The sequence below is a fragment of the Serratia sp. CY29653 genome, assembly GCF_052169255.1.
GTDB classification, from domain to species: Bacteria; Pseudomonadota; Gammaproteobacteria; order Enterobacterales; family Enterobacteriaceae; genus Serratia; species Serratia sarumanii.
In genome coordinates, this window is sequence record NZ_JBJNLC010000001.1 from 2603921 (window position 1) to 2627980 (window position 24060).

The 24060-nt window shown below is 61.0% G+C and carries 26 protein-coding genes and 1 other RNA gene; 4 read left to right on the plus strand and 23 right to left on the minus strand.

Annotated elements, in window-relative coordinates; all coding sequences use genetic code 11:
- The first annotated feature begins 208 nt into the window (after positions 1-208).
- Positions 209-571: a type II secretion system pilot lipoprotein GspS gene (gene gspS / locus ACJ8HN_RS12595; RefSeq protein WP_033653248.1), complete on the plus strand. Its 363-nt coding sequence runs from the start codon at positions 209-211 to the stop codon at positions 569-571.
- Here gspS and ACJ8HN_RS12600 read toward each other — a convergent pair.
- From ACJ8HN_RS12600 to ffs, 16 genes are all read right to left on the minus strand, one after another.
- Entirely contained in the window at positions 568-1383 is an 816-nt protein-coding gene (locus ACJ8HN_RS12600) for a prepilin peptidase (protein ID WP_049235196.1), read from the minus strand. The genes gspS and ACJ8HN_RS12600 overlap by 4 nt on opposite strands.
- Positions 1384-1419: 36 nt before the next feature.
- The gene (gene gspM, locus ACJ8HN_RS12605) at positions 1420-1866 is read right to left on the minus strand and encodes a type II secretion system protein GspM (RefSeq protein WP_033637337.1); all 447 of its coding nucleotides are present in this window, start codon (positions 1864-1866) and stop codon (positions 1420-1422) included.
- Positions 1863-2993: a type II secretion system protein GspL gene (gspL, locus tag ACJ8HN_RS12610; RefSeq protein WP_442523481.1), complete on the minus strand. Its 1131-nt coding sequence runs from the start codon at positions 2991-2993 to the stop codon at positions 1863-1865. The genes gspM and gspL overlap by 4 nt, the downstream gene beginning before the upstream one ends.
- 3 nt (positions 2994-2996) lie before the next feature.
- Positions 2997-3881: a type II secretion system minor pseudopilin GspK gene (gene gspK, locus ACJ8HN_RS12615; protein WP_442523482.1), complete on the minus strand. Its 885-nt coding sequence runs from the start codon at positions 3879-3881 to the stop codon at positions 2997-2999.
- A gap of 14 nt (positions 3882-3895) precedes the next feature.
- Positions 3896-4507, minus strand: a complete 612-nt coding sequence (gene gspJ / locus ACJ8HN_RS12620; RefSeq protein WP_103829790.1) for a type II secretion system minor pseudopilin GspJ — start codon at positions 4505-4507, stop codon at positions 3896-3898.
- On the minus strand, positions 4504-4881 hold the full coding sequence (gene gspI / locus ACJ8HN_RS12625; protein ID WP_223182041.1) for a type II secretion system minor pseudopilin GspI: 378 nt from the start codon (positions 4879-4881) through the stop codon (positions 4504-4506). Before gspI ends, gspJ begins: the two co-directional genes overlap by 4 nt.
- On the minus strand, positions 4865-5335 hold the full coding sequence (locus ACJ8HN_RS12630; protein ID WP_043146731.1) for a prepilin-type N-terminal cleavage/methylation domain-containing protein: 471 nt from the start codon (positions 5333-5335) through the stop codon (positions 4865-4867). The genes gspI and ACJ8HN_RS12630 overlap by 17 nt, the downstream gene beginning before the upstream one ends.
- Positions 5332-5784 carry a type II secretion system major pseudopilin GspG gene (gene gspG / locus ACJ8HN_RS12635; protein WP_442523483.1) on the minus strand — a complete coding sequence of 151 codons (453 nt, stop codon included), beginning with the start codon at positions 5782-5784 and terminating at the stop codon, positions 5332-5334. Before gspG ends, ACJ8HN_RS12630 begins: the two co-directional genes overlap by 4 nt.
- Positions 5785-5807: 23 nt before the next feature.
- Complete coding sequence (gene gspF / locus ACJ8HN_RS12640; protein ID WP_193168969.1) at positions 5808-7019, minus strand: type II secretion system inner membrane protein GspF; 1212 nt, start codon at positions 7017-7019, stop codon at positions 5808-5810.
- Positions 7009-8505: a type II secretion system ATPase GspE gene (gene gspE / locus ACJ8HN_RS12645; RefSeq protein ID WP_442523484.1), complete on the minus strand. Its 1497-nt coding sequence runs from the start codon at positions 8503-8505 to the stop codon at positions 7009-7011. Before gspE ends, gspF begins: the two co-directional genes overlap by 11 nt.
- A complete protein-coding gene (gene gspD, locus ACJ8HN_RS12650) occupies positions 8502-10391 on the minus strand; it encodes a type II secretion system secretin GspD (RefSeq protein ID WP_442523565.1) in 1890 nt (629 codons plus the stop codon). The genes gspE and gspD overlap by 4 nt, the downstream gene beginning before the upstream one ends.
- 126 nt (positions 10392-10517) lie before the next feature.
- Positions 10518-11021, minus strand: coding sequence for a type II secretion system protein N (locus ACJ8HN_RS12655; protein WP_033647289.1), 504 nt, complete (start codon positions 11019-11021; stop codon positions 10518-10520).
- 30 nt (positions 11022-11051) lie between these two features.
- A complete protein-coding gene (locus tag ACJ8HN_RS12660) occupies positions 11052-11537 on the minus strand; it encodes a winged helix-turn-helix domain-containing protein (RefSeq protein WP_033647291.1) in 486 nt (161 codons plus the stop codon).
- Positions 11538-11937: 400 nt separating this feature from the next.
- Positions 11938-12432: a FidL-like protein gene (locus ACJ8HN_RS12665; protein ID WP_033637327.1), complete on the minus strand. Its 495-nt coding sequence runs from the start codon at positions 12430-12432 to the stop codon at positions 11938-11940.
- Positions 12417-13214, minus strand: a complete 798-nt coding sequence (locus ACJ8HN_RS12670) for a winged helix-turn-helix domain-containing protein (RefSeq protein WP_103829795.1) — start codon at positions 13212-13214, stop codon at positions 12417-12419. The genes ACJ8HN_RS12665 and ACJ8HN_RS12670 overlap by 16 nt, the downstream gene beginning before the upstream one ends.
- A gap of 368 nt (positions 13215-13582) precedes the next feature.
- An RNA gene (gene ffs / locus ACJ8HN_RS12675) (signal recognition particle sRNA small type) lies at positions 13583-13679 on the minus strand.
- Positions 13680-13835: 156 nt separating this feature from the next.
- On the opposite strand from ffs, the gene ACJ8HN_RS12680 reads away from it, so the two are divergent.
- Positions 13836-14150, plus strand: coding sequence for an MGMT family protein (locus tag ACJ8HN_RS12680; RefSeq protein ID WP_033647296.1), 315 nt, complete (start codon positions 13836-13838; stop codon positions 14148-14150).
- Positions 14151-14214: 64 nt separating this feature from the next.
- Here the strand turns inward: ACJ8HN_RS12680 and ACJ8HN_RS12685 are convergent, their stop codons facing one another.
- A complete protein-coding gene (locus tag ACJ8HN_RS12685; protein ID WP_049196364.1) occupies positions 14215-14706 on the minus strand; it encodes a YbaY family lipoprotein in 492 nt (163 codons plus the stop codon).
- Positions 14707-14937: 231 nt separating this feature from the next.
- Between ACJ8HN_RS12685 and tesB the strand changes: the two genes are divergently transcribed.
- Entirely contained in the window at positions 14938-15801 is an 864-nt protein-coding gene (gene tesB / locus ACJ8HN_RS12690; RefSeq protein ID WP_004940320.1) for an acyl-CoA thioesterase II, read from the plus strand.
- 90 nt (positions 15802-15891) lie between these two features.
- Here tesB and amtB read toward each other — a convergent pair whose 3' ends face one another.
- The 5 genes from amtB to ACJ8HN_RS12715 all read right to left on the minus strand — a co-directional run bounded on the left by amtB (position 15892) and on the right by ACJ8HN_RS12715 (position 21931).
- On the minus strand, positions 15892-17178 hold the full coding sequence (gene amtB / locus ACJ8HN_RS12695; RefSeq protein ID WP_004940322.1) for an ammonium transporter AmtB: 1287 nt from the start codon (positions 17176-17178) through the stop codon (positions 15892-15894).
- Positions 17179-17213: 35 nt separating this feature from the next.
- Positions 17214-17552: a P-II family nitrogen regulator gene (glnK, locus tag ACJ8HN_RS12700; RefSeq protein WP_004940327.1), complete on the minus strand. Its 339-nt coding sequence runs from the start codon at positions 17550-17552 to the stop codon at positions 17214-17216.
- Positions 17553-17830: 278 nt separating this feature from the next.
- A complete protein-coding gene (gene smdB / locus ACJ8HN_RS12705; protein WP_439076011.1) occupies positions 17831-19609 on the minus strand; it encodes a multidrug efflux ABC transporter permease/ATP-binding subunit SmdB in 1779 nt (592 codons plus the stop codon).
- Positions 19602-21377, minus strand: a complete 1776-nt coding sequence (gene smdA, locus ACJ8HN_RS12710; protein ID WP_442523485.1) for a multidrug efflux ABC transporter permease/ATP-binding subunit SmdA — start codon at positions 21375-21377, stop codon at positions 19602-19604. The genes smdB and smdA overlap by 8 nt, the downstream gene beginning before the upstream one ends.
- Before the next feature lie 92 nt (positions 21378-21469).
- On the minus strand, positions 21470-21931 hold the full coding sequence (locus ACJ8HN_RS12715; protein ID WP_004940330.1) for an Lrp/AsnC family transcriptional regulator: 462 nt from the start codon (positions 21929-21931) through the stop codon (positions 21470-21472).
- Positions 21932-22053: 122 nt separating this feature from the next.
- Between ACJ8HN_RS12715 and ACJ8HN_RS12720 the strand changes: the two genes are divergently transcribed.
- Positions 22054-23094 (plus strand): PLP-dependent cysteine synthase family protein, encoded by a 1041-nt coding sequence (locus tag ACJ8HN_RS12720; RefSeq protein WP_015376851.1) that lies wholly within the window; start codon positions 22054-22056, stop codon positions 23092-23094.
- 60 nt (positions 23095-23154) lie between these two features.
- Here the strand turns inward: ACJ8HN_RS12720 and cof are convergent, their stop codons facing one another.
- On the minus strand, positions 23155-23979 hold the full coding sequence (gene cof / locus ACJ8HN_RS12725) for an HMP-PP phosphatase (RefSeq protein ID WP_442523486.1): 825 nt from the start codon (positions 23977-23979) through the stop codon (positions 23155-23157).
- Between the last annotated feature and the right edge of the window lie 81 nt (positions 23980-24060).

A 24060-nucleotide genomic window follows, 5' to 3' on the forward strand; every position in this document is an offset into this window, starting at 1 on the left:
ACTCAAAGAGATGCGGCGATACCGCGAGAGGAATAATAAGTAGAAGCCCTGAACGCCCGGCACTTAGAATGCATTAAAATAATAAAACCTAATATCGTCATGATATTAAATGGCATGACAAACGTTTAAAATAATCCGGAAAGCGTGAAATACCGTAGCACCGAGCAAGAAAATAAATACACCGTACCAACACCGCAGAGAAAATAACGTGACATTGAAAAATATTGCCGCAGCGATCGTGGCATCCCTGCTGTTATCCGGCTGCCAGCACGCCGCCAAATCGGCTCCTGACGCCGCCACCCAACGCGACCAGCTGTCGTCGCTGGTCGGCGCCGGTCAATTTCTAAGAGACAGGTGCAACCGCGCCGATATTCCGGCCGGCGATAAGCTCGCGGCGGCGGCGCTGCAGGAAGCGAAGGAAAAAGATTGGACGCCGGCGCTCAATCGCGCCCAACTGCTTGCGGCGGGTAAACACGTCGCCGCGCAGCTGGAGGCCGACGCCACGCCGCTGCAGGAAAAGTGCCGTGGACTCAACCGCTCGCTGGCGCCTTTTTTAGCCCAGCTGCGTTAGCCCCCTATCGGCAGCGCAAGCCACTGACAGGCCACCGCGCCGGCGCCCGCCGTCGCCAGCCCCGGCCCGAAAGGCAGGGGTTGGGCCGCATCGCCGCCGCGCCACGCGCGCAGCAACAGCCACAGCAGGCTGCCGGCGGAGGCGAACAGCAGGATCGACGGCAAAGCGGCATAGCCGCCCCAGGCGCCAAGCGCCGCCAACAGTTTGAAATCGCCGTATCCCAGCCCCTCGCGGCCGGTCGCCAAACGAAATCCCCAATACAATAGCCAGAGCGCCAGATAGCCCGCCATCGCGCCAATGACCGCCGCCGGCAAAAAGGCCGGGTGCGCCAGGCAATGCCACAGTAAGCCGATCCACAGCAGCGATAGCGTCAGGCAATCCGGCAGCAGCTGACATTGGTTATCGATCGCCGCCAACGCCAGCAACAGCGCAACCAACGCCAGCATGAAAAACCAATCCACCCCGATGCCGAGCCGCCAGGCCAGCGTTATCCCCATCAGCATCAGAAATAATTCCAGCAGTGGATAACGCACGGCAATAGGACGGCGACAATAACGACAGCGGCCACGCAACAGCAGCCAACTTAATAAAGGAATATTGTCGAACGCCGATAATTTTTTTGTGCATGACGGACAGAATGAACGCGGCCAAAAGAGATCGAACCGCTCGGCCTGCGCCGTTTCCATTTCGCGCTCAAGCATAATGGGCAGCCGATAAACAACTACGTTAATAAAACTGCCGACGCACAGACTCAACACGGCGCTAAATAACAGCCAGTGTTCATCTGCCGCCGCATTTATAGCAAATAGCATGATTTTTTCTGATCCCTGATGATTCTTTCGCGTTGGTTACATCGACGGCTGCGTCGTTACCCGCAGCAGGCTGACCTGCACTACGCCCGGCGCCTGCTCCGCGCGTTCCACGGCGAGCGCCAGCACGCGGATGCCATGCTCACGCTGCAGGGCGGCCAGCCACGACAGCAGGCTTTCAAACGGCACGGGCGGCAGCCCCACCTGCATCTGCGCATCACTTTCCGTCAGGGCGACGATGGGGATGCGGAACGCCTGCGCGCTCTGCCGCAGCCGCTCCGGCAGTTGCTCGCGCGCAGCGGCATCCGGCGGCAAGCGCGCCTGCAGTTGCTGGATGACGCGTGCCTGCCCCTGCAGCGCGGCCAGGCGCTGTGCGCTTTTCTGCGCCTGTGAAAACTGATACAGGCAGTAGCCGCAGGCTGCCAGCAGCAACAGGCTTAACAGCACCGCCCGCCGCAACGCCTTATCGCGCCACCCGATATTCATCGCTCACCTCTCACCGTCAGGATCGCCTGGTTGGACGCACCGCCTTCGCTGAACGCCATGCTGACCTCGCCGTCGTTAACCGGCGCCGGCAGCGGCACGTCGTTTCTGTTCACAGTCACCACCAGACGATCGTCGGCAGCGTCGAAAGCCAGCGCCTGCAGCTGCGGGGGCGCCCATAACGCGAGCGCCCCGGCCGCGTAGGGCAACAGCCTGAACAGCTGCGGCGCATTCAGGGCATCCTGCATACGCCGCACCCGCGCTTTCGCCGCCTGCTCGGCAAACGCCGACGCGGCCTGGCCCGGCAGCAGGTGCCGTGAGAGCGCCGCAATCTGGCTCTCGTTCTGCCGAGCCATCTGTTGGTGATGCAAACCGCCCACCAGCAGCGAACCGCTGAGCAACAGCAGCGCACAGGCGGTCTTGTCGGGCAGGCGGCGCGGCCAGCGTACGCTCGGTTTGAAACGTCCCTGCAGCAGCGTGAATGTACTGTTCCAGGCCTCTTCCGCCAGTCGCCAGAGCGGATCCTCGTCAATGCACGCCGCTTCCCAGCCCGCCGGAACCTCCCCGCCGCGGTGCAGACACCAGTCCGGCGTCGGCAGTGAAGCGCAGCCCAGCCAGGCGTCGGGCAGCTGCATTCCCTGCCCGCTTCCCGTTCGGATCAACCAGTGGTTGCGCCAATGTAGCGCGCTGCATTGGCCGGGCAGCGGCAATGCCAGCACGTCGGGCAGCATTTTATCGGCGCGAATGCCGCTGGCGCTCAGGCGCTCGACCCATTCCTGCATCTGCGTCAGCGCGACGCCGGCGAGGGTGAAATCGCGCTGCGCCTTGTCCAGCACCGCCCAGTGCATCTGCTCGGCATCGGCCAACAACCCGGCCTCATGGGCGTAGGCCAGCGCCAGCGGCGTCGCCTGCCGGGCCTTGCCCTGGAATGTCGTTTGCCTCAGCGCCACATGACGGGCAGGCACCAACACCACGACGCGGCTGCCCTGCGCCATGGCCGCCAACTCGCCGCCGCCTTCGGTCAGATCGAGGTGGGCGGCGAAACGGCAACTCGTCTCGCCGACGCGGCCCCAGCGCACATCGGCCATCAAGTCCTCGCTCAGCGCGATAAGCAGGATTGTATTCGCCACCCTTTACCCCTCCCCTCTGTCGAACAGGCGTCCGCTGACCGTGACGCCTGACTGGCCCGGTTGCAACGCGCTGACGAGCCGATAGCGCCCGTCGTTCAGCGTCAGCTGCAGCTGCGCAATCCAGCGGCTATCGTCGAACGTCAATCGCTCGCCGAGATCGTCGTCACCCAAGTCTTGCAGCGCTTTTTCCTGCGACAAAAACGCCAGCGTCTGCCAGCCCTGCGGCGGACGGGCCGCCAGCAGCGCCCGCAACCGTTCATCGCTCAGGGCGTTCATCAGCATCGCCCGCAGCAGCGGTAATTGCGCCTCGCTCACGGCATCCGGGTTGATGCGCAGTTCGGCATCCGGCGCCGCACAAAGCTGCGGTGCCAGGCGCAGGTAAAGCTCACGATCGATGCCGGCCAGCTCCCGCAATTCGCTGACATTCCCCATCAGATACCCCTCGTCATCGCCCCTGGCGACGATGGCCTCGGCAATCGCGTCCGCCTGCGCGTCGGCGATCCCCAGGTTGTTCAGTAACAGCATGAATATCCGCCTCTCCTTATTGGGGGGCCCCCCCTCGCTATCCCCGGCCTCCGTTGGGCCGGCGGCGCGGATCAGGGCGTTTAGGTTGAAACAGGCATCGACGCGGCGCAGGCGTATCGCCACCTCCCCCTCTTCGGTACGCATACTGAACGCCGCTCCTGATGCCCCCCAGGCCTTGCGCTTCTCTCCCGCCTGCCGCAATCGCTGTTGGGCGTAGATCTCCCCGCCCAGCAGCAGCCATTTGGCCTTCAGCCGATCCTGTTGAGACTGGGTGCGCGCCAGCGAACGCTGCCAGTTGTCGTTGATATTGATCGCCACGATCGCCATCAGCGACATCAGCAGCAGCACCATCAACAGCGCCATACCGCGTTGTTTTTTTATGATGGCCTCGCGGCGGGCACCGTGACGATGCGGCGCACCTCCCCCAGCGCGGGGGTTTCGACGACGATCTCCACCGCCTGCGGCAGCAGCCCGCCGGCGCGCCAGGTCGTCAACCATTCGCCCTGCAGGTAAAAACGCAGGCGGAACCGCGTCACCTCCGGCAGCAGCAGCACGCTGCGCGCCGCCGCCTGCGGGCTGCCCAAACTCGGATAGCTGAGACGCTCGAGCCGCCCCTGCCGGTAGCGATACACCACCCGCTCCAGCGTGGCGCGCGGCAGCCGAGCGTGTGGATTCGGCCAGCCGTTTCGGATCAGCAGCAGCTGTATATCCGCGTCCTCGCCCACCGTCTGCCGCACCGCGAACTCCGGCACCGCCGGCAAGCGCTTATCGCCAATCGGCGCCCGCGCCTGCGCATGAGTGAAATCGCGTTCGACGATCGCCAGCGCCCGTTGCAGCTGGGTCAGTTGCGTCGATTTGCGCCGGGTGATTTCATCGCTTTTCAGCACGCCCCTAAAGACCGCCAGCGCGGTGAGCGACAGCATGGCGAACAGGGCGATGGCCAGTAGCATTTCCACCAGCGTAAAACCGCATTGCGAACCGCGTTTCATGGCAGTGCCCTGTAGGCCAGCATCTCCACCAGCGCGTTGCGATCCTGCGGATCGCGCCGGACTTCAATCGCGATCGCCCGCATTCCGGCGTCGCTGGTCTCCTGCCCGCGATAGCGCCAGTGCCAGGTTTCACCGGCCATCGCCGCAGTGCCCGAATGCCAGGCCAGCGTCGGCGGATGCGGGTCGAGCTGCAGCAGCGTCAACTGGTTGTCCGCCACCCACAGCGCAACGGTCTTGGCTTCGATCGCGCTCAGGCTGCGCACCTGGCCGCCGGTGCTGTTGATCAGCGCCAGGCAGCCGATGGCGAAGATCATCAAGGCCACCATTACCTCCAGCAGCGTCATACCCCGCTGGCGTTTAATTTTCCGCGTCATCGCAACGAATATCCGTCGTTTCAAATACGAAGTAACCAGGTGCCTGCAATCGCCACTGGCACTTGCCCTGCGACAGCGCCACGCTGAACGCAGTGGTTTCTCCCCCCGGATACAGCCACACCTGCGGCATCTGCGCCGCCGCGTCGTCAAGCGTGACGGCTTGCCCCTCAACGCTCAGCCGCAGCGCGATGCCCTCCGGCAAAACGTATTCATCCCGCCCCTCTTCGGCGACGACGCTGCGCCAACCGCCGCTGGCGAACGCCACGCCATAACTCACCCCTTCACGTTCGGCCCGCTCGGCGAGGGCATACAGCCAATGGTTCAGCCGCTCCCCCTGCCGCGCCAGCGGCTTCTCATCCGCAGGAAAACTCAGCATCACCAGGCCGCTGGTCACTCCCAGCAACAGCAATACCAGCATGATCTCCAGCAGCGTAAAGCCGCGTATGCGCCTCATGGCGCGTCGGCGTCGGCCACCCAGTTGCCGATGTCGTCATCGGTGTCGGCAACGCCGTCCGGCCCCAGAGAAAACACGTCCAGCTTGCCGTGGCGCCCCGGGTTGCGCAGACGGTACTCCTGCCCCCAGGGATCTTGCGGCAACCGGCGAATATAGCCGTCTTCGGGATAATTCCTCGGGATCGGCGCCAGCACCGGCCGGGTCACCAGCGCCGCCAGCCCCTGCTCCGCGCTGGGATAACGCCCGTTATCCAGCTTGTACATATCCAGCGCGTTCTCCAGCGCCACGATATCGCTGGCGGCCTTTTGCCGATCGGCCTTCTCCTTGTTTCCCATCAGGCTTGGAATGGTCAGGCTGGCCAACAGCCCCAGAATGACGATCACCACCATGATTTCCAGCAGCGTAAACCCTCGCTGCCGCGATCTGCGTATCTTGCTGATATGACTCATTTTACTCTCCATTAACGGCATGATTAGCCGACCATATTATTGAGCTGCAATATCGGCTGCAGGATGGCCAAAATGATGAACAGCACCGAACCGGCCATCGCGATCACCAATAAAGGCTCGAACAGCCCCAGCGCCAGCGTGATTTGCCGGCTGAAGGCCTCCTGCTGCATCGCCGCCGCCCGCTCGAGCATCATGTCCAGCTCACCGCTGCGCTCGCCGGACATGATCATGTGCCGCATCATCGGCGAGAACAGCGCGGTGCCCTCGAGCGACGGCGATAACCCTTCGCCCTCCCGCACCCGCTCCATCGCCGCCAGCAGCCGTTCGCGGGCGGCGTCGTTGCCCAACACGCCGGCGCTGATGCGCATCGCCTCCAGCAACGGCACCGCGCTGGCGTTCAAAATGCTCAGCGTTTTGGCGTAGCGCGCCGTATTCACCGCCAGCGACAGCTTGCCGACCACCGGCAACCGCAGGATGAACGCATGCCAGCGCACGCGCCGCGCCGGATCCCGCAGGCGATAGCGGAAAGCGCCGAGACTCGCCAGCGCCAACATCAGCGCCAATGCCCCCCATTGGCGCAGCCCGTCGCTGGCGCCGAGCAGCATCCGGGTCGACAGCGGCAAGGTCTGCTTCATATGCACAAACTGTTCGATCACCTTCGGCACCACCGCCGTCAACAGGATCGCCACCACGCCGATCGCCACCGCCGTCAGCACCATCGGGTACACCAGCGCCTGCACGATCTTGTTCTTCATTTGCTGGCGCTGTTCGACGTAGTCGGCCAGCCGCTCCAGCACCGGCGCCAGATGGCCGGAAATCTCACCGGCCGCCACCATGGCGCAGTAGAGACGGTCAAAAATTCGCGGATGCTGCCCTAGAGCCTGCGCCAGCGGGAAGCCCTCCAGAATGCGCTGCCGCACCTGAGCCAACGCCGCCTGCAGGCCTTTTTTCTCCGTTTGCCGCGCCACCGCCATCAACGCTTCCTCGAGCGGCAGCGCAGCGGAGAGCAGCGTCGCCAGCTGCCGGGTCAACAGCGCCACATCGCCGCTGCTCACGCCGCTCATCCAGCGGCCGGCAAACATGCCGGCGAAAACGGGCCGCCCGCGCGCTTGCACCGCCAGCACCTGCCACCCCTTTTCACGCAGGCGATCGCGAGCGTGGCGCAGAGAATCCGCCTCCAACACGCCGCGCTGGGCGCGCCCCTCACGGTCGCAGGCGCGATAATCAAACTTCATCGCCGTCCCCTTCGCGCGTCACCCGCAGCACTTCCTCCAGGCTGGTCTCCCCGGCGCGCATCTTGGCGATCCCATCCTGGCGCAGCGGCAGGTAGCGTTCGGCGGCCAGTTTCGCGATGTCCAGCTCGCCGTCACCGCGATGGATCGCCATGCGCATCGGTTCATCCAGCACCAACAGTTCGTGCAAGCCGATTCGGCCGTGATATCCCTGCCCGCCGCAGGCCTCGCACCCCAACGGACGCCAGCAGGTCACCGCCTGCGTCGGTGGCAGCCCCAGCAGGCGCCGCTGCGCGTCAGACAGCGCATAGGGCTCGCGGCACTGCGGACAAAGCCGACGCACCAGGCGCTGCGCCAACACGCCGCTGAGCGAACTCGAAAGCAGAAACGGTTCGACCCCCATGTCCCGTAGCCGGGTCACGGCGCCGATCGCCGTGTTGGTATGCAGGGTCGACAGCACCAAATGCCCGGTCAATGAGGCCTGCACCGCGATCTGCGCCGTTTCGCCGTCGCGGATCTCGCCGATCAGCACCACATCGGGATCCTGACGCAGCAGCGCGCGCAGCCCGCGCGCGAAGGTCATGTCCACCTTGGGATTCACCTGCGTCTGCGCGATGCCGGCCAACTCATACTCGACGGGATCTTCGATCGTCATGATGTTGCGCTGTTCATCGTTGATCTGGCTCAGCAAGGTATAGAGCGTGGTGCTCTTGCCGGAGCCGGTCGGCCCGGTGACCAAAATGATGCCGTGCGGCTGGCGGATCAGACGCAGCAACGCCTGCTGGTGCGCCGGCGCCATACCCAGGCTGGGCAGTTCGAGCCGCACGCCCTGTTTGTCCAACAGGCGCATGACCACGCGCTCGCCGTGGCTGGCCGGCATCACCGACACCCGTACGTCGATCGCCCGCCCGCCGACCTTCAGCGCCATGCGCCCGTCCTGCGGCACTCGCTTCTCGGCGATATCCAGCTTCGACATCACCTTGATGCGCGACACCAGCAGCGCCGCCAGCTTGCGCTGCGGTGCCAGAATCCGCCGCAGCGCGCCGTCGATGCGAAAGCGGATCACCAGCTCGCTCTCGTAGGTTTCGATGTGGATATCGGAGGCGCGCTCTTTGATCGCCTCGCTCAGTAAGGCGTTGATCAGGCGGATAATCGGCGCATCGTCCTGTTCGTCCAACAGGTCTTGCTGCTGCGGCAGCTCTTCGGCCAGCGCGTAAAAATCCAGTTCGCCGCCCAGATCGTCGATCATTCTCTGCGCCTGGCCGCTCTCCTGCTGGTAGTGCGCCACCAACCGTTGATCAAAAGCCTCCACCTCCAGCTGGGCCAGCGCCGGCACGCCGGGCAGGCAGCGGTAGGCCTCCATCAACCCGGCGTGGCTCGTTTCAGGATGGCAATACATTTGGATGCCGCTCTGCCCATCGACGGCCAGCACGCCATGCTGGCGCGCCCAGCCGAAAGGCAGCAACGGCCCCGCGGAACGGCGCTTCACGGGCGTGCTCCCCGCGGATAAAACGCGTCGATACTGGCAACGGTGGCGAGAAACGCCCGATTGTCGAGCGCCTTCTTATCGCCGGCGATCTCGCCGCGCAGCGCGTCATTCAGCTCACGATCGTCCTGCTGCTCGGCGTCGAACTTGCCTAACTTGCGTTGGCTCTGCCGGGCATACCCCTCGGTGCTGCGAATGATGGTCGGGCGGATAAACAGCATCAAATTGCGCTTGCTCGCTTTGGTGGCGGTCGAGCGAAACAGCGCCCCCACCAGCGGGATCTTGCCGAGGATCGGCACGCTGCTCTCCAGCTCCGAATTGGACTTGTCCAACAGGCCGCCCACCACCACGGTTTCGCCGCTGTCCACCAGCACCGTGTTGTTGACCGTGCGGATATTGAAGATCGCCCCCAGCGAATCCGGCGTGGCGCCGGCGCTGTCGGCAACGCTGGAGACCTCCTGTTCGATCTGCAGCAGCACGGACTGGCCCTGGTTAATCTGCGGTTTGACCTTGAGTTTGATCCCCACCGTCTTGCGCGACACGGTGTTGAAGACGTTATCGCTGTTGGTGGTTTGCGAACCGGTCAGGATCGGCACATCCTGCCCGACGCTGAACTCCGCCTCGGCGTTATCCAGCGTGACGATGCTCGGCGTGGCCAGGATATTGTTTTGGTTGTTGCTGGCGATGGCGGACAGCAATACGCCCCAGTTACCGCTGTAGAAACCGGTCATCAGGCCGTTGGCCTTGCCGAACACGTCGCTCATGCCATTTTCGAACCCCGCCGACACCCCGGGCGCCGAGCCGGCGAACTGCGTGCCGCCGCCGTATTTGTTGGCCCACTGCACGCCGATGTTCAGCCCCTGCCCATCCTGCACTTCGACGATCACCGCTTCGACCAGCACCTGCGCGCGGCGCACGTCGAGCTTCGCGACCACCGCCTCCAGATCGCGCATCACGTCCGGCGCGGCGGTGATGATCAGCGCATTGGTCTGCTCATCGGCCTTGATCACCACGTTTTTCAGCAGCGCCACGTTGGCGGCGGCGCTCTCTTTCTCGTTTTGCAGGCCCGCACTCACGCCGGTCAATACCTCGACCAGGCTTTGCGCCTTGGCGTATTTGAGCGGGATAACCTGGGTATTGCCCTGGGTGACGCTCTTGTTATCCAGCTGATCAATCAGTTCTTTGGCGTGTTCGCGGGCCCGATCGTCCCCGGCGATCATCACGCTGTTGGTTCGCTCATCCGCCACCAGCCGCAGCGAGCTCGCGCCGGCCGTACGCCGCTTGCCCTCTTCGCGAAACAGTTCATTCACCATGCGCGCGATCTCCGGCGCCGCCGCATGCTTCAGCGCGAGAGTCTCGACCCGATTGCCGTCGTCCTGATCCATCTCCCTGACCAGCTCGAGCAGGCCGTTGACCACGCTGGCCCGCCCGGTGATCAACAGCGCGTTGCCCTGCTCGTAATGCGCCACGCTGCCCACGCCGATGCTGTCGTTAAGCTGGCGCAATATCGGCGAAACGTCCTTGGCCGCGATATTGCGCAGCGGCACCACGCGCATCACCACCTCATCCCCTTCGGCGATCGCCTCTGCGCCGTTTTGCGCCAGCGCGGCTCTTTTTCCCTCTTTGGCGGCAATCACCTTCAGGACGTTGTTGGGCATGCCGATGACCGTATAGCCATAGACGTCCAGCACGTTGAGAAAGAACTGGTAATACTGTTTCTCGTCGAGCTGTTCGTAGCTGCGCACCGTGACCTTACCTTTCACCGCCGGATCGATAATGATGGTTTTGCCCAGGTTTTTACTGACCGTATTGATAAATTCCTGAATGTCCGTGCCTTTGAAATTGGCAGAGAATTGCTCCGCGCGCGCCGCGCCGCCCAGCGCGATCATGACGGCCACCGCCGCTAATGCGCGCCATAAGCCGGCGCTCCAGCCTGGGCCGGAACGATAAATGAAATGCGTAATCACAATGTCGCCTTATGCTATGAAACACCCCGCGCCGAAACGGCGCGCCGGCTACTCTTTAAACGTCAGCGTGGCGTAATAGCCGTTTTCATCGAGCAGTATTTTATTTTTCACTATCCGCACGATAACGGCATTGCTGCCGGCCAGACGGTCGCCAACGCCATAACCGGTTTGCTTGCCGCCATGCTCGACGATGACCAGGCTTTTTTTGGCGTTGTCGCTGAACAGCAGGCCGGCTATCTTGCCGAGCGCTGCGGCTTCCGGCGCGTTAGCCAGCAGCTCGGCACCGATCGCCCATTCGCCGACTTTATACCCGTGCGCCTTTTCGCCGTTTTTCGCCGCTTGATAGCGGCCAAACCAGTGCGCGTCATGAATTTTTCCGATGTCATCTTCCTGAGGAAAGACACTATGACGCACCGGCCCGCGCGCGTTTTCACGGCTCGGCTCAACGGGCGCGCCATCCCCGGCCACCATTCGCCATCCCAGCTGGAGCATGAATGCCAGATTTATCAGGCAGAAAAGTAGAATAAGAAGGTCTGTCAACCGCTTGCTCACGTGCCCCCCGGTTATTCAACGGTGTCAACGCTAAGCGGAAATACCGACCACCATCGCGACAGAAAACAGCAGCGTGATGATCAGGGCCACTTTATAATTCACGGCGTCCAACCACGTTCGCCGGCGCTTATTAGCCGATGGCGACGGGCATTCCCCCTGCAAATTAGCGGCCGCGCGCTCGCAGGCCTGAAAGCTCAGCATCACGCCAAATCGGGGAATGGTCTTGATCACCTCGCCGGGAATACCGTGGCGTGAGAGCAAAGAACGGCATTGGAATATCATCTGATAATAATTGTTGTCGCTGATGGTCTCATGATTGCAAAACCAGACCGCGCGAATAATGTCGTTCTTCTTATAAATACCGCTCAACAGGCACAGCATGAAGCGCCGCTGTAATTCGGTCATTTCAATGAGCACATTCTCTTTTTTAAACAACAGCGTTTTTTCATTGTTGTTTAATATTACCAACTCATTTTCCAACAGAGTCTCGTTCAGGGCAATGTTATGTATGTCCATCTCTCGCCTATCAGTTTAATGAAGTCCAAAGGCTCTTGTGCCATCACCTTTGCACGCATGCGGCGAGATGCATTTTCAATGAAAATTAATAGTTCGCCGTTTCAAGAGCGGCCTCAATTAATCATGCGAAAAACATTCATGCAACTTATTTCTTTAATATAAACAATATAAAATTAATATGGCTACACCGCATCGCCTTAGATTCATTAAATCATTTAAAAACATGATGATAGCCGTTTTTGTAAAATAGCTAAATCACCATTAAATTTGATTAACAATGAAAAAATAGGCATTCACGCATAATAACCCATGTTATTAGCTGCGTGCGAAAAAGGCAGGGCACGAGGATATAAAAGGTAACCAGAATACACCTTAACCCCATATAAAAATAACATGCATATCAGGATTCAATATTGCATAAAAACATCGGCGAGTAGGCATCGCTAAACATCAACGTATTCTTATCCACGCTGCGAATATGATAAAACGTCGATTCAGTGCTGAAAAAGTAAGTATACACCTCGTCCGGCAAGGTATCACGCGGCGAATAATTCACCTCGCCATAGTGGAAGCGATAAAAACTGCCTTGCGAGACGTAGCTGAAGTTAACCCGTCGGTTGACGAAATACTTCTCTTCGCCATCGTTGGCCAGGCCCGACAGCATCATCACGCCCTTATCGCCGGACAAAAAGATGTAGTTTATTTTTAGCGACAGCTGGATATCATCGTGCGCCGCCTGCGCGTCCAGCGAATTGAAATAATTAAACGTGGCGTTCGCTTCGCAGGACAAATCGCCGAAGCCATGATGGCTGCGCACCAGGGAATACACCACGCTGCCGGTCAACACGCACAGGCCGACCAGCGTGGCTGACAAGATATTTAACTTTTTTTCCATGCCCGGATGTACTCGCTCTCACAATTATGCAAAACGGCCGCACTGTCCTTCGTGCATTTGGCGATAAACTGGCGTCCGCTGTCTTCACTGGCATTATGAGAACGGTTAACCTTGGTGATGATAATCTCACCGGGGCGGCAACGCTGGCCATAAAGATCCTTACGGCTCAAGAACTGCAAATAGTCGTCCTGATGATTCTCCAAAAAATGGCCGGCATAGTAGATCGGGCAGCCGTTCACCGTACCGACGTAAGACAATACCTGCTTCTTTTCACTGTCGCGATGATGTTTGTAATAGATGAAGCACAGCGCCAGAAAAGATAATGGCACGACGATCGATAAGCTGCGCAGCAGAATAAAAAAATAATGGTGGGTATTTTTTGACGCCGCGGCGGATGCGGGCGATGTAGCGGGAACGTCCGCGGCGTGGGGAGGCTCAGGCAAATCAATCCGCAGCCGCTCTATCGATATTATTCTATTGAGTCTATACCCCTTTTTAGAGAGGGTAACGATCAGGCGCTCGTTGAAACCGACAGACGTCAAGGCCCGTCGCGTCAGGCTGATATATTGATTTAACGTCGCGGAAGAAGCGCTCAAGCCGTGATCGCTCCAAACCTGTTGCAACAGCGTTTCCCGGCTTACCGCCTCGTGGCCATGCTCGAGCAAACATTTGAATACTCTCGAATTGACGCTGGATAAGAAAACTTCCCGTCCCTTCTTTATACTCTTCAATGAACCGTTTTCAGTGTTAAATGTAATATCTTTATCAATGATATAAATCATGTTCAGCCTGACAGCGCACACGGGTTATTATTTAAACTTATTCAGCCAGTTCGTCGACCGCCGCGAAGCGCGGATAGTTTTTTCGCAACGAGAATAAACCATACTAACGCCATCCCAACAGGCGTGCAACTTTAAGAATTTTCCCTATCCCTGCGTCATTATTTGTCCCACAAATAACGATATAAACGCTATTTTTTCACCGTCATCGGATCTGTTGGCAACAATACATTTGGTCACGGGAGGAGAAGGGCAAAAACGGCGCAGAGGAAAAGATTCACGCTCGCGGCGTACGAAATGACGCTTGCGCAGCTTGTCGACATGAGGAATAACGGGGATAAGCGTTTTGCGGGCCGCAAAATGGGTGGGGACCCTGCCAGCTACATCCCGGCACACACGTCACCTGCTGCGGCTGCTTCCTTCCGGACCTGACCGAGTTCACAAGTTAGTGTTGCGGGAGAACCAACAGGGCCCCCATTGACGGCTTCTGTACTCCGAAGCGGTGGGCATTATCGGCGATGCCCCATCAAATAGCAAGCCAACCGGGGTTAACCGCTGTTTTCTTACCCACCTGCGCTGTGGCACACTCTTCGCCTGGGTTTTGAGTCACGCAGGAACAGCAATATGCAACCAGAAGACGCCTCTTTCAGCCAGCGGGTTTTCCATATCGTGGCCGCCATCCCGTTCGGCAAAGTCACCACCTACGGCGAAGTCGCCCGGCTGGCCGGCTCGCCGCGCGCCGCGCGTCAGGTCGGGGGCGTGCTGCGGCGTTTGCCGGAAGGCAGCACGCTGCCCTGGCACCGGGTGATCAACCGGCACGGACAGATCTCGCAGCAGGGGGAGGATTTTCAACGGCAACGGCAGGCATTGCTGGCGGAGGGGATTATTTTCGGCCCGCACAGCACGGTCGATTTCGATCGCTACGGCTGGCGCTGGTAAAACAAAACAGCCTTTGGCCGAAGCGCAAAGGCTGCTGATTTCATCTTGCTGTACCGCAGTAAGCTTACTGCATGGCGGTTGGCGCAGCCTGAATCGGCACACCCTGAACCGGAACCAGCAGCAGATCGGCACGGGTGCCGTTGCGGTTAACCACTTCCTGGATGGTGTCGGTAATAAACATCAGTCGCCCGTTGACCGTCACCGCCGCGCTCAGAATGATACGCGCATTCGGTTGGATGTCGGACGGGTTGTACGGCAGCGTAAAGCTGAATGGCGCCTGCTGCCCTTCAGTACGTACCGCGCGCTGTGCAATCACTTTGGACGGCGCATCTGCCAGCGAGGCATCAGAGAGGGTGACCGTCAGTACGGCGTCCGGCGGCAGCGCAATGCGCTGACGTATATTAACCGAACCTGTCACCACCGGGCCCTGAATCTGCGTTTGCGCAGCCGCCGGGTTACCGGCCGCCTGGGTAGGCACATCAGCACTCTTTTGCGCGCATCCCGCCAGCGTGATCGTCAGTGCCGCGGCACCGCCTACGATTTGCCAGAGTTTCATGGATCGGTCTCCTTTTTTATTATCAACATGTTGGTGGCTTTCACCACCTCACCTATTAAACCTAGCACAAAACACTGATAAATCCACTTTACCCTGCCTATTAATCACTTAAACAACCCAAGGCGTCCACGATTAAGAGCATTCTCATCGGCCCTTTAACGCAAAATGTTGACGCCGCGCCGTGATATTCCGCACACTGCGCAAAATGATTATTAGAAAGGTAATAACTTTATGAGCCAGGCATTGCAAAACCTCCTCGATCTGCTGGATCTGGAGAAAATCGAAGAAGGGCTGTTCCGCGGCCAGAGTGAAGATCTGGGGCTGCGCCAGGTGTTCGGTGGGCAAGTGGTCGGCCAGGCGCTGTACGCAGCCAAACAGACGGTGCCGGACGAACGCAGCGTGCATTCGTTCCACAGTTACTTCCTGCGCCCGGGCGACAGCAGCAAGCCTATCGTTTACGACGTGGAAACCCTGCGCGACGGCAACAGTTTCAGCGCGCGCCGCGTCAGCGCCATCCAGCACGGCAAACCTATCTTCTATATGACCGCTTCCTTCCAGAGCCCGGAAGCGGGTTTCGAGCATCAGAACCTGATGCCGGACGTGCCGCCGCCGGAAGGGCTGCTGTCCGAGTCAGAGATCGCCCAGAAACTGGCGCATATGCTGCCGGAAAAAGTGCGCGAAAAATTTATCGGCCAGAAGCCGATCGAAATGCGCCCGGTGAAATTCCACAACCCGCTGAAAGGCAGCGTGGAAGAACCACATCGCTACGTGTGGTTCCGCGCCAACGGCAGCATGCCGGACGATCAGCGCATCCACCAATATCTGCTGGGCTACGCGTCGGACTTTAACTTCCTGCCGACGGCGCTGCAGCCGCACGGCGTCGGCTTCCTCGAGCCGGGCATGCAGGTGGCCACCATTGACCACTCGATGTGGTTCCACCGTCCGTTCCGCATGGATGACTGGCTGCTGTACGCGGTGGAGAGCTCCTCCGCCTCCGGCGCACGGGGCTTTGTGCGCGGCCAGATTTACACCCGCGACGGCGTACTGGTCGCCACCACCGTGCAGGAAGGGGTGATTCGCCAGCGCGACGCCTGATCCGCAATATAAAGAAAGGGGCGATGTTTCCATCGCCCCTTTTGGCTTCATCATTATTTTAGTCTTTAGCGCACTGCCCTGCTTCGAGTCTTATTGGTTGTAGGCGCTCTCGCCGTGGCTGTTGACATCCAGCCCTTCGCGTTCCTGCTCTTCCGGCACTCTCAGCCCCACCATGGCGCCCGCGATCTTGAAGGCGATGAAGGCGGCGACGCTCGACCACACCAGCGTGATCAGCACGCTCACCAGCTGGATCCAGACCTGGTGGCCCATCGTCACGCCTTCGGCGTAGCCAGTGCCGCCCAGTGAAGAGGCGGTGAACACGCCGGTCAGCAGGCAGCCGACGATGCCACACACCCCGTGCACGCCGAATACGTCGCAGGTGTCGTCCACTTTCAGCCATTTTTTCAGCGTTACGACGCCCCACAGACCGGCGACGCCGCCCACCAGGCCGATGATCAACGCCCCGCCCACGCCCACGGTGCCCGCCGCCGGCGTCACCGCAACCAACCCGGCGATCATGCCGGAGCAGGCGCCCAGCAGCGAAGGCTTGCCGCGCAGCACCCACTCGGCGAAGGTCCAGGAGAGAATGGCGCCCGCGGTGGCAACCACGGTGTTGAGGAATGCCAGGGCCGCAATGCCGTTGGCCGCGCTGGCGGAGCCGGCGTTGAAGCCGAACCAGCCGATATACAGGATCGACGCCCCGGTAAACACCATCGGCAGGTTGTGCGGTTTGAAGGCCTCTTTACCGAAGCCGGCGCGCTTGCCGATCAGGTAGGCGCCGATCAACCCGGCGCTGGCGGCGTTGATGTGCACCACGGTGCCGCCGGCGAAGTCCAATGCGCCGTCGGCGGCCAGGTAGCCGCCGCCCCACACCATGTGCGCGATCGGCAGGTAAGACAATGTGAACCACAGGATCGCGAAGATCAGCACCGCCGAGAAGCGAATGCGTTCGGCGAAGCCGCCCACCACCAGCGCCACGGTAATGCAGGCGAAGGAGGCCTGGAAGGCGACGTGGATCATCTGACTGATGCTGCCGGTGACGCTGTCGATGCCGATGCCTTTCAGCATCGCCGTTTCGAACCCGCCGAACACCGCATTGCCCTCGCTGAACGCCAGGCTGTAGCCATACAACACCCACAGTACGCAGACCAGCGCGAAGGTGACGGTGACCTGCGTCAGCATCGACAGCACGTTTTTGCCGCGCAGCAGGCCGCCGTAAAACAGCGCGATGCCGGGCAGCGTCATGAACAGCACCAACGCAGTGCAGATCATCATAAAGGCGTTGTCGGCCTTATCAGCGACCGCCGGAGCGGCCAGGGCCAAAGAAGGAACCAGGGTTACCGAACTCAGGCCCAACATGGATAACAGTCTTTTCATTATCAATCATCCCCATCACTTAACTGAGTTCGCGGTTACAGTGCCGATTCGTCGGTTTCGCCGGTGCGAATGCGGATCACGCGTTGCAACTCGGCAACGAAAATTTTGCCGTCGCCGATTTTGCCGGTGTAGGCGGCTTTGCTAATCACATCAACCACTTCATCCAACTGATCGTCGGCAATGGCGATATCGATTTTGACCTTGGGCAGGAAGTTGACGTTATACTCGGCGCCGCGATACAGCTCGGCGTGCCCCTTCTGGCGGCCAAAGCCCTTCACTTCGGTTACGGTCAACCCCTGAATGCCCACGGAGGACAGGGCCTCGCGCACGTCCTCCAGCTTGAACGGTTTGATTACCACGGTCACCAGCTTCATATTGCCCCTCCACGAATTAAGCCCAAACTCACCCCTGGTACGCCTCTTGTGTAGCAAGGGCTGTGCCAAATTTAATTTTTCATGGCGATTCAGCGGATTAGCGGGCGCGCGGGCGCCCCCGCGACGCAGCGCAGCACCGATACCTTGAATGGGTTAAATAATGCGCACTGATTTGGTGCGCATCGCGTCGAAAAAGTGCAGAAAGGGGGCGTGACGCAGGCGGGTTGCCTGCTTGTGGTGCGAGGGAAAGAAACAAGGGCCGCGATCGCGGCCCATGCTCAGGCGGGTTGGCTCTCTTCGCGCACCGCTTCCGCCAGCTGCTCGCCCGCCAGCTGCAGCTGGTACATCTGGTAGTAGCGCCCCTGCTGCGCCAGCAGCTGCTGATGGTTGCCCTGCTCTACCGCCTGGCCTCGATGCAGCACCAGGATGGAATCGGCATCGACGATGGTCGACAGCCGGTGAGCGATCACCACCAGCGTGGTGTGCTCGCGGATCGCACGCAGCGCGCGCTGGATCGCCTGTTCGGTGCCCGAGTCGATGTTGGCGGTCGCCTCGTCGAGGATCAGGATCTGCGGCGCCTGCACCAACACCCGCGCCATCGCCAGCAACTGTTTCTGCCCGACCGACAGGTTATTGCCCTGCTCTCCCAGCCGGGTGTGAATGCCCTGCGGGAAGCCGCGCACCAGACTCGCCAGCTGCACCGTTTCCAGCGCCCGCCACACGGCCTCTTCCTCGATGTTGCGCCCCAGCGTGACGTTGGCCAGCACCGAATCGGCGATCACCACCGGATCCTGCTGCACCATCGCCACGCCCTGGCGCAGCGTGCGGTGCGACAGGCTGGAGATCGGGCGGCCATCGAGGCGCACTTCCCCTTCGCTGACCGGGTAATAGCCCATCAGCAGGTTGGCCAAGGTGCTCTTGCCGCTGCCGGTATGCCCGACCAGCGCCACGAAACCGCGCGACGGCACCGCCAGCGAAATGTGCTGCAGCACCTTTTTGTCCGCGCGGTAGGCGAAGCTCAGATCGGTGATGTCGATGCGGCCACCGGCCAACGGACGATCGTCGGCGCCGTAACTCTGCTGGCTGCGATCCATCAGCTCGAAGATGCGTTCGCCGGCCACCACCGCCTGCTGCAGGATCGACTGCTGTGACGTCAGCTCGATCAGCGGTTCGTTCAGGCGCCCCAGGTAATTGATGAAGGCGTAGAGCACGCCGACGCCAATCACGCCTTCGCCGCTGAAGCCGAACAGCATCAGCAGGCCGCACAGCACCAGCGCCGAAAACAGGCTGAGCAGCGGCCGCAGCAGAAAACCGTCGAGCCGCAGGGTCTGCATACGCGCCAGATAGTGCGACTGGCTGGCGGCGCTCATGCGCTCGCCGAAGCGCACCTGCTGGCGGAACTGCTGAATCACGCCCATGCCGTTGATCACTTCGTTGAAGCCGTCGTTGATGTCCGCCAGATAGCTGCGCACCCGGCGCACGATCGGCGTGCTGTAGTATTGATAGATGCCCATCACCACGAACACCGCCGGGAAGATGCAGACCGCCACCAGCGCCATGCGCCAGTCGAGACTGAACATCGCCACCAGCATGGCGCCGATCAGCGCGGCGCTTTTCAGCACCGTGGAGACCACCATCACGTACAGATCCTTGATCACCTCGGTGTCGTTGGTGACGCGCGAGATCAATTGCCCGACCGGCTGGGTGTCGAAGGCGCTGAGCGGCTGGCGCAGCGCGGCGTCCATCACGTCGGTACGCAGCCGCTGGACCACCCCCACCGCAGCCTGGTTGAACAGCAGCGCCTGGAAGTAGTGCAGCGCCGCCGCCAGCAGCTCCAGCAGAATGTAAGCCGCCGCCAGCCCGCCGACGATCGTCAGCGGCAGCTGCCCTTTGGCGACGTAGTTATCGATGAAATAGCTCACCAGGATCGGCCCGGCGACTTCCGCCGCCGCCGCGATCCACAGCATCAGCACCGCCAGTCCCAGCGGTTTGCGGTACGGCGAACCGTAGGCCAGCAGCCGCTTCAGCGTCGGCCACAGCTTTTGCACTTTATTCATCGGCCAACGCCTCCTCGCCGTTTTCCGGCGCTTCGTCCAGCGCCGCTTCCAGCTGCTGATAACGGTACATATCGCGATACCAGCCCGGCTGCGCCGCCAGCGCCGCATGATCGCCGCGCTGCGCCACGCCACCGTGCTGCATCACCAGGATCTCGCCGGCTTCGGTCAACGCCGACAGCCGGTGCGCGCTGATGATCACCGTGCGATCTTGCCCCCAGCTGCGCAGGTTGTGCAGGATCTGGTGTTCGGTGCGGCCGTCCACCGCCGACAGCGCGTCGTCGAGGATCAGGATCTCCGCATCCAGCAGCAGCGCGCGCGCAATGGAGATTCGCTGTTTCTGCCCGCCCGACAGCATCACGCCGCGTTCGCCCACCTCGGTGTCATAGCCCTGCGGCAACCGCAGAATGTCCTCATGGACGCTGGCCAACCGCGCCGCCTGTTCGATCTGCGCCTGCGTCGCGCCCGGATGACCCAGCGCGATGTTGTTCGCCACGGTATCGGAGAACAGGAACGGCGTTTGGCTCACCACCGACAGCCGCGAACGCCAGTCGTCGAGTTTAACCTGCGGCAGCGGCAGGCCGTGATAGCGGATCTGCCCTTGATCGACGTCGAACTGGCGCTGGATCAGCGACAGCAGCGTCGATTTGCCGGCGCCGGTCGGCCCGCACAGCCCCAGCATCTGCCCCGGTTTCAGCGTCAGCGCCACATCATGCAGCGCCGGGTGCGGATTTTCCGGGTAGTGGAACGCGCGGATATCCACGTCCAGCACGCCGCGCCCGGCCGGCAGCGCCTGCGGGCCGTCCTGCACCGCCGGCGCCTCGTCGAGCAGGCTGCGGATGCGGCTGTAGGCCGCGCTGCCGCGCTCGACGATGTTGAACATCCAGGCCAGCGCCAGCATTGGCCAGATCATCAGGCCGAGGTACATCACAAAGTTGGTCAGTTGCCCGAGCGTCAGCGACCCGTTCACCACCATCCAGCTGCCGCCGCCGATGGCCAGCAGGTTAGAGGCGCCGATGGCGATATAAATGGTCGGATCGAAGCGCGCATCCACCCGCGCCACGTGCATGTTCTTGGCGCCGGTCTGCGCCGCGACGTCGGCAAAGCGGTTGGATTGGTGATCTTCCAGCCCAAAGGCCTTGATCATGCGGATGCTGGTCATGCTTTCCTGCGCCTGATCGTTCAGGCTGGAAAACGCCGCCTGCGCCGATTTAAAGCGCTGGTGCAGCTGGTCGCCGTAATATTTGATGGCGATCGCCATCAGCGGCATCGGGATCAACGCCAGCACCGTCAGCTGCCAGCTGATTTGGGTGCTCATCACCACCAGCACCACCAACCCCATCACCAGCGAATCCACCAGCGTCAGCACGCCTTCACCGGCGGCGAACACCACGCGGTCCACGTCGTTGGTGGCGCGCGCCATCAGATCGCCGGTGCGGTGGCGCAGGTAGAACGCCGGGTTTTGCCGGCTGAGCTGGCGGTAAAAGTTCTCGCGCAGTTCGACCGCCAGCTGGTAGGACGCGCCGAACAGCAATACCCGCCACACATAGCGCAGCAGGTAAACGACGATCGCGGTGCCGATCATCAGCCCGAGCCAGGCCATCAGCACGCCGGTAGACATTTGTTTTTCGGTGACGCCGTCCACGATGATGCCGACCAGCTTAGGCGGCAACAGTTGCAGGATGGCGATGACGATCAGCAGCACCACCGCCCCGAGGTAGCGGCGCCACTCCCGGCGGAAGTACCAGCCGATTTGAGCAAATAATCTCACGCAGTTTGATTCCAGGATTTTATGGGATTTGTCTCTTTTTCTGCTTCAGCGGAGCAGGATACCACCGTTGAGCCGCCCGTCCGGTGAACTTTTCACTCCGGCACCGGCAATGCAGTGGTGTATTTGATTTTTTCCATGGCAAAGCTCGAGGTGACGTCGATGAGGCCCGGCACGCCGTTCACCAGGCGCTTATAAAAGCCGTCGTAGCTTTTCATGTCCGCCACTTCGACCTGCATCAGGTAATCGTACTCCCCCGCCATGCGGTAGAACGCCAGCACCTCGGGCATCTGGCTGGTCAGCTGCACAAACGCCTGATACCACTCGCTGCTGTGCTGCTGGGTCTTGATCAGCACAAACGCCGTCAGCCCCAGGCCGAGCTTTTCGTTATCCAGCAGCGCCACCCGGCCGCGGATATAGCCCTCGTCTTCCAGGCGCTTCAGGCGTTTCCAGCACGGCGTCGAGGTCAAATTGACCGCATCGGCCAGCGCCTGCAGCGACTGGGTGCAATCTTGCTGCAGCATGCACAGCAGCTTACGGTCTGTTTTATCTAACATAGCGGCTACCAGGAGAAAAATTTTCTCTCATTAGGCGATTAAACAGGGAAAATGGCAATCCTTTTTTCCTGCCGACAGGCTATGCTACGCCATAAACCAGCCCCCTATTCTGAGGCCAAATCATGACAAACTCTTGGGTAAAATATGCTATCGGTGAAATAGAAGCGGATTTTCAGCGCTCCGCCGATACGCACCTGATTCGCCTGAACCTGCCGGCGTTTCCCGGCATCTGCCTGTATCTGAAAGATGAGAGCACCCACCCGACCGGCAGCCTGAAACACCGTCTGGCGCGCTCGCTGTTCCTTTATGGCCTGTGCAACGGCTGGATCACCGAAAACACCACCATCATCGAGGCCTCTTCCGGCAGCACCGCGGTGTCCGAAGCCTACTTCGCCCGTCTGATCGGCCTGCCGTTCATCGCGGTGATGCCGTCCTGCACCGCGCGCCGCAAGGTGGAACAGATCGCCTTTTACGGCGGCCGCTGTCACTTCGTCGATCACGCCGCCCAGATCTACGCCGCCTCCGAACAGCTGGCGAAAGAGCTGAACGGCCACTATATGGATCAGTTCACCTACGCCGAGCGCGCCACCGACTGGCGCGGCAACAACAACATCGCCGACAGCATCTTCCGCCAGATGGCGCGCGAACCCTTCCCGGTGCCGAAACACATCGTGATGAGCGCCGGCACCGGCGGCACCTCCGCCACGCTGGGGCGCTACATCCGCTATCAGGGGCACGATACGCAATTGACGGTGGTCGATCCGGAAAATTCGGTGTTCTATGACTGCTTCCACCACGGCGATCGCACCCTGATCGGCAGCTGCGGCAGCCGCATCGAAGGCATCGGCCGCCCGCGCGCCGAGCCGTCGTTCATCCCGTCGGTGGTCGACAACATGCTGCGGGTGCCGGATGCCGCCAGCGTCGCCACCATTCACTGGCTGGAAGGCGTGCTCGGCCGCAAGGTTGGCGCCTCCACCGGCACCAACGTCTGGGGTGCGCTGCAGCTGGCGAAGCAGATGCGGGAAAACGGCGAGCAAGGGTCGATCGTCACCCTGCTGTGCGACAGCGGCGAGCGTTATCTGGATACCTATTACAACCCGGAATGGGTCAGCAACAACATCGGCGATCTGCAGCCGTATCTGGCGCAGCTGGCGGATTTGTAACGCCAGGCTGCGGATAAAAAAAAGCCGGGTAGTCATACCCGGCCGGCTGTAAGGAGAACCTCATTCTTCGGGGGAATAGGTGAGGCAAGGTGAACGCAGCCAATGTTGTAAATAGTGGGCCACCGCCTGCTGTTGGCAATGGCCGATAACCGGTAGCTGCGGCAGCAGGGATTTCAGCTGTGGCAGGGCGTTGCCCATCACCACGCCGTGCCCCACCGCCCCCAGCATCTCTTTGTCGTTCATCGCGTCGCCGAACGCCATGCAGTCGGCCATCGTCAGCCCCAGATGGCGGCTCAGCCGGTCCAGCGCCGTGCCCTTATTGCAACCGAGCGGCAGCACCTCCAGGCAATCGTAGGCGGAGAAACACAGGTCTGCCTCGTCACCCAGCTGCGCCCGCAGCTGCACCTGCAACGCCAGCAACTCCTCGTGCGGCGCGACAAAGCACACCTTGCTGTTGCCGAACGCCGGCAGGCGGCGCACGTCGGCCAGCTGAAAACGAAAGCCACTCAGGTGGTGCGCCCGCAGCATCTCTTCCGGCACGGGAAACTCGGTCAGCCAGCCTTCGTCGCGGAACACGTGCATGCTGGCGCGGGTGCGCCAATGATGATGCAGCACCTCTTCGGCGACCGCCGCCGGCAGATCGGTAGCGTGCAGCTGTTGGCCGCGGTTGTCATACACCCGCGTGCCGTTGCCGGTGATCAGGTAGCCCTGCAGCCCCAGTTGCGCCATGATCGGCTGCGCGTCGAGGTAGTGCCGCCCGGTGGCGAACGTCACCACCATCTCCCGCTCCACCAGCTGGTTCAGCACCGCCTGCGTTTCCGGGCCAACCCGGTGATCCGGCATCAACAGCGTGCCGTCCATATCGAAAGCTGCCAGGCGATACATAAAGACCTCTTGAATGTGAACGCGATTACAATCCGTGCAGTATGGAATGGTATTTGCGGAAGTAATAGTGAACAATTTGAA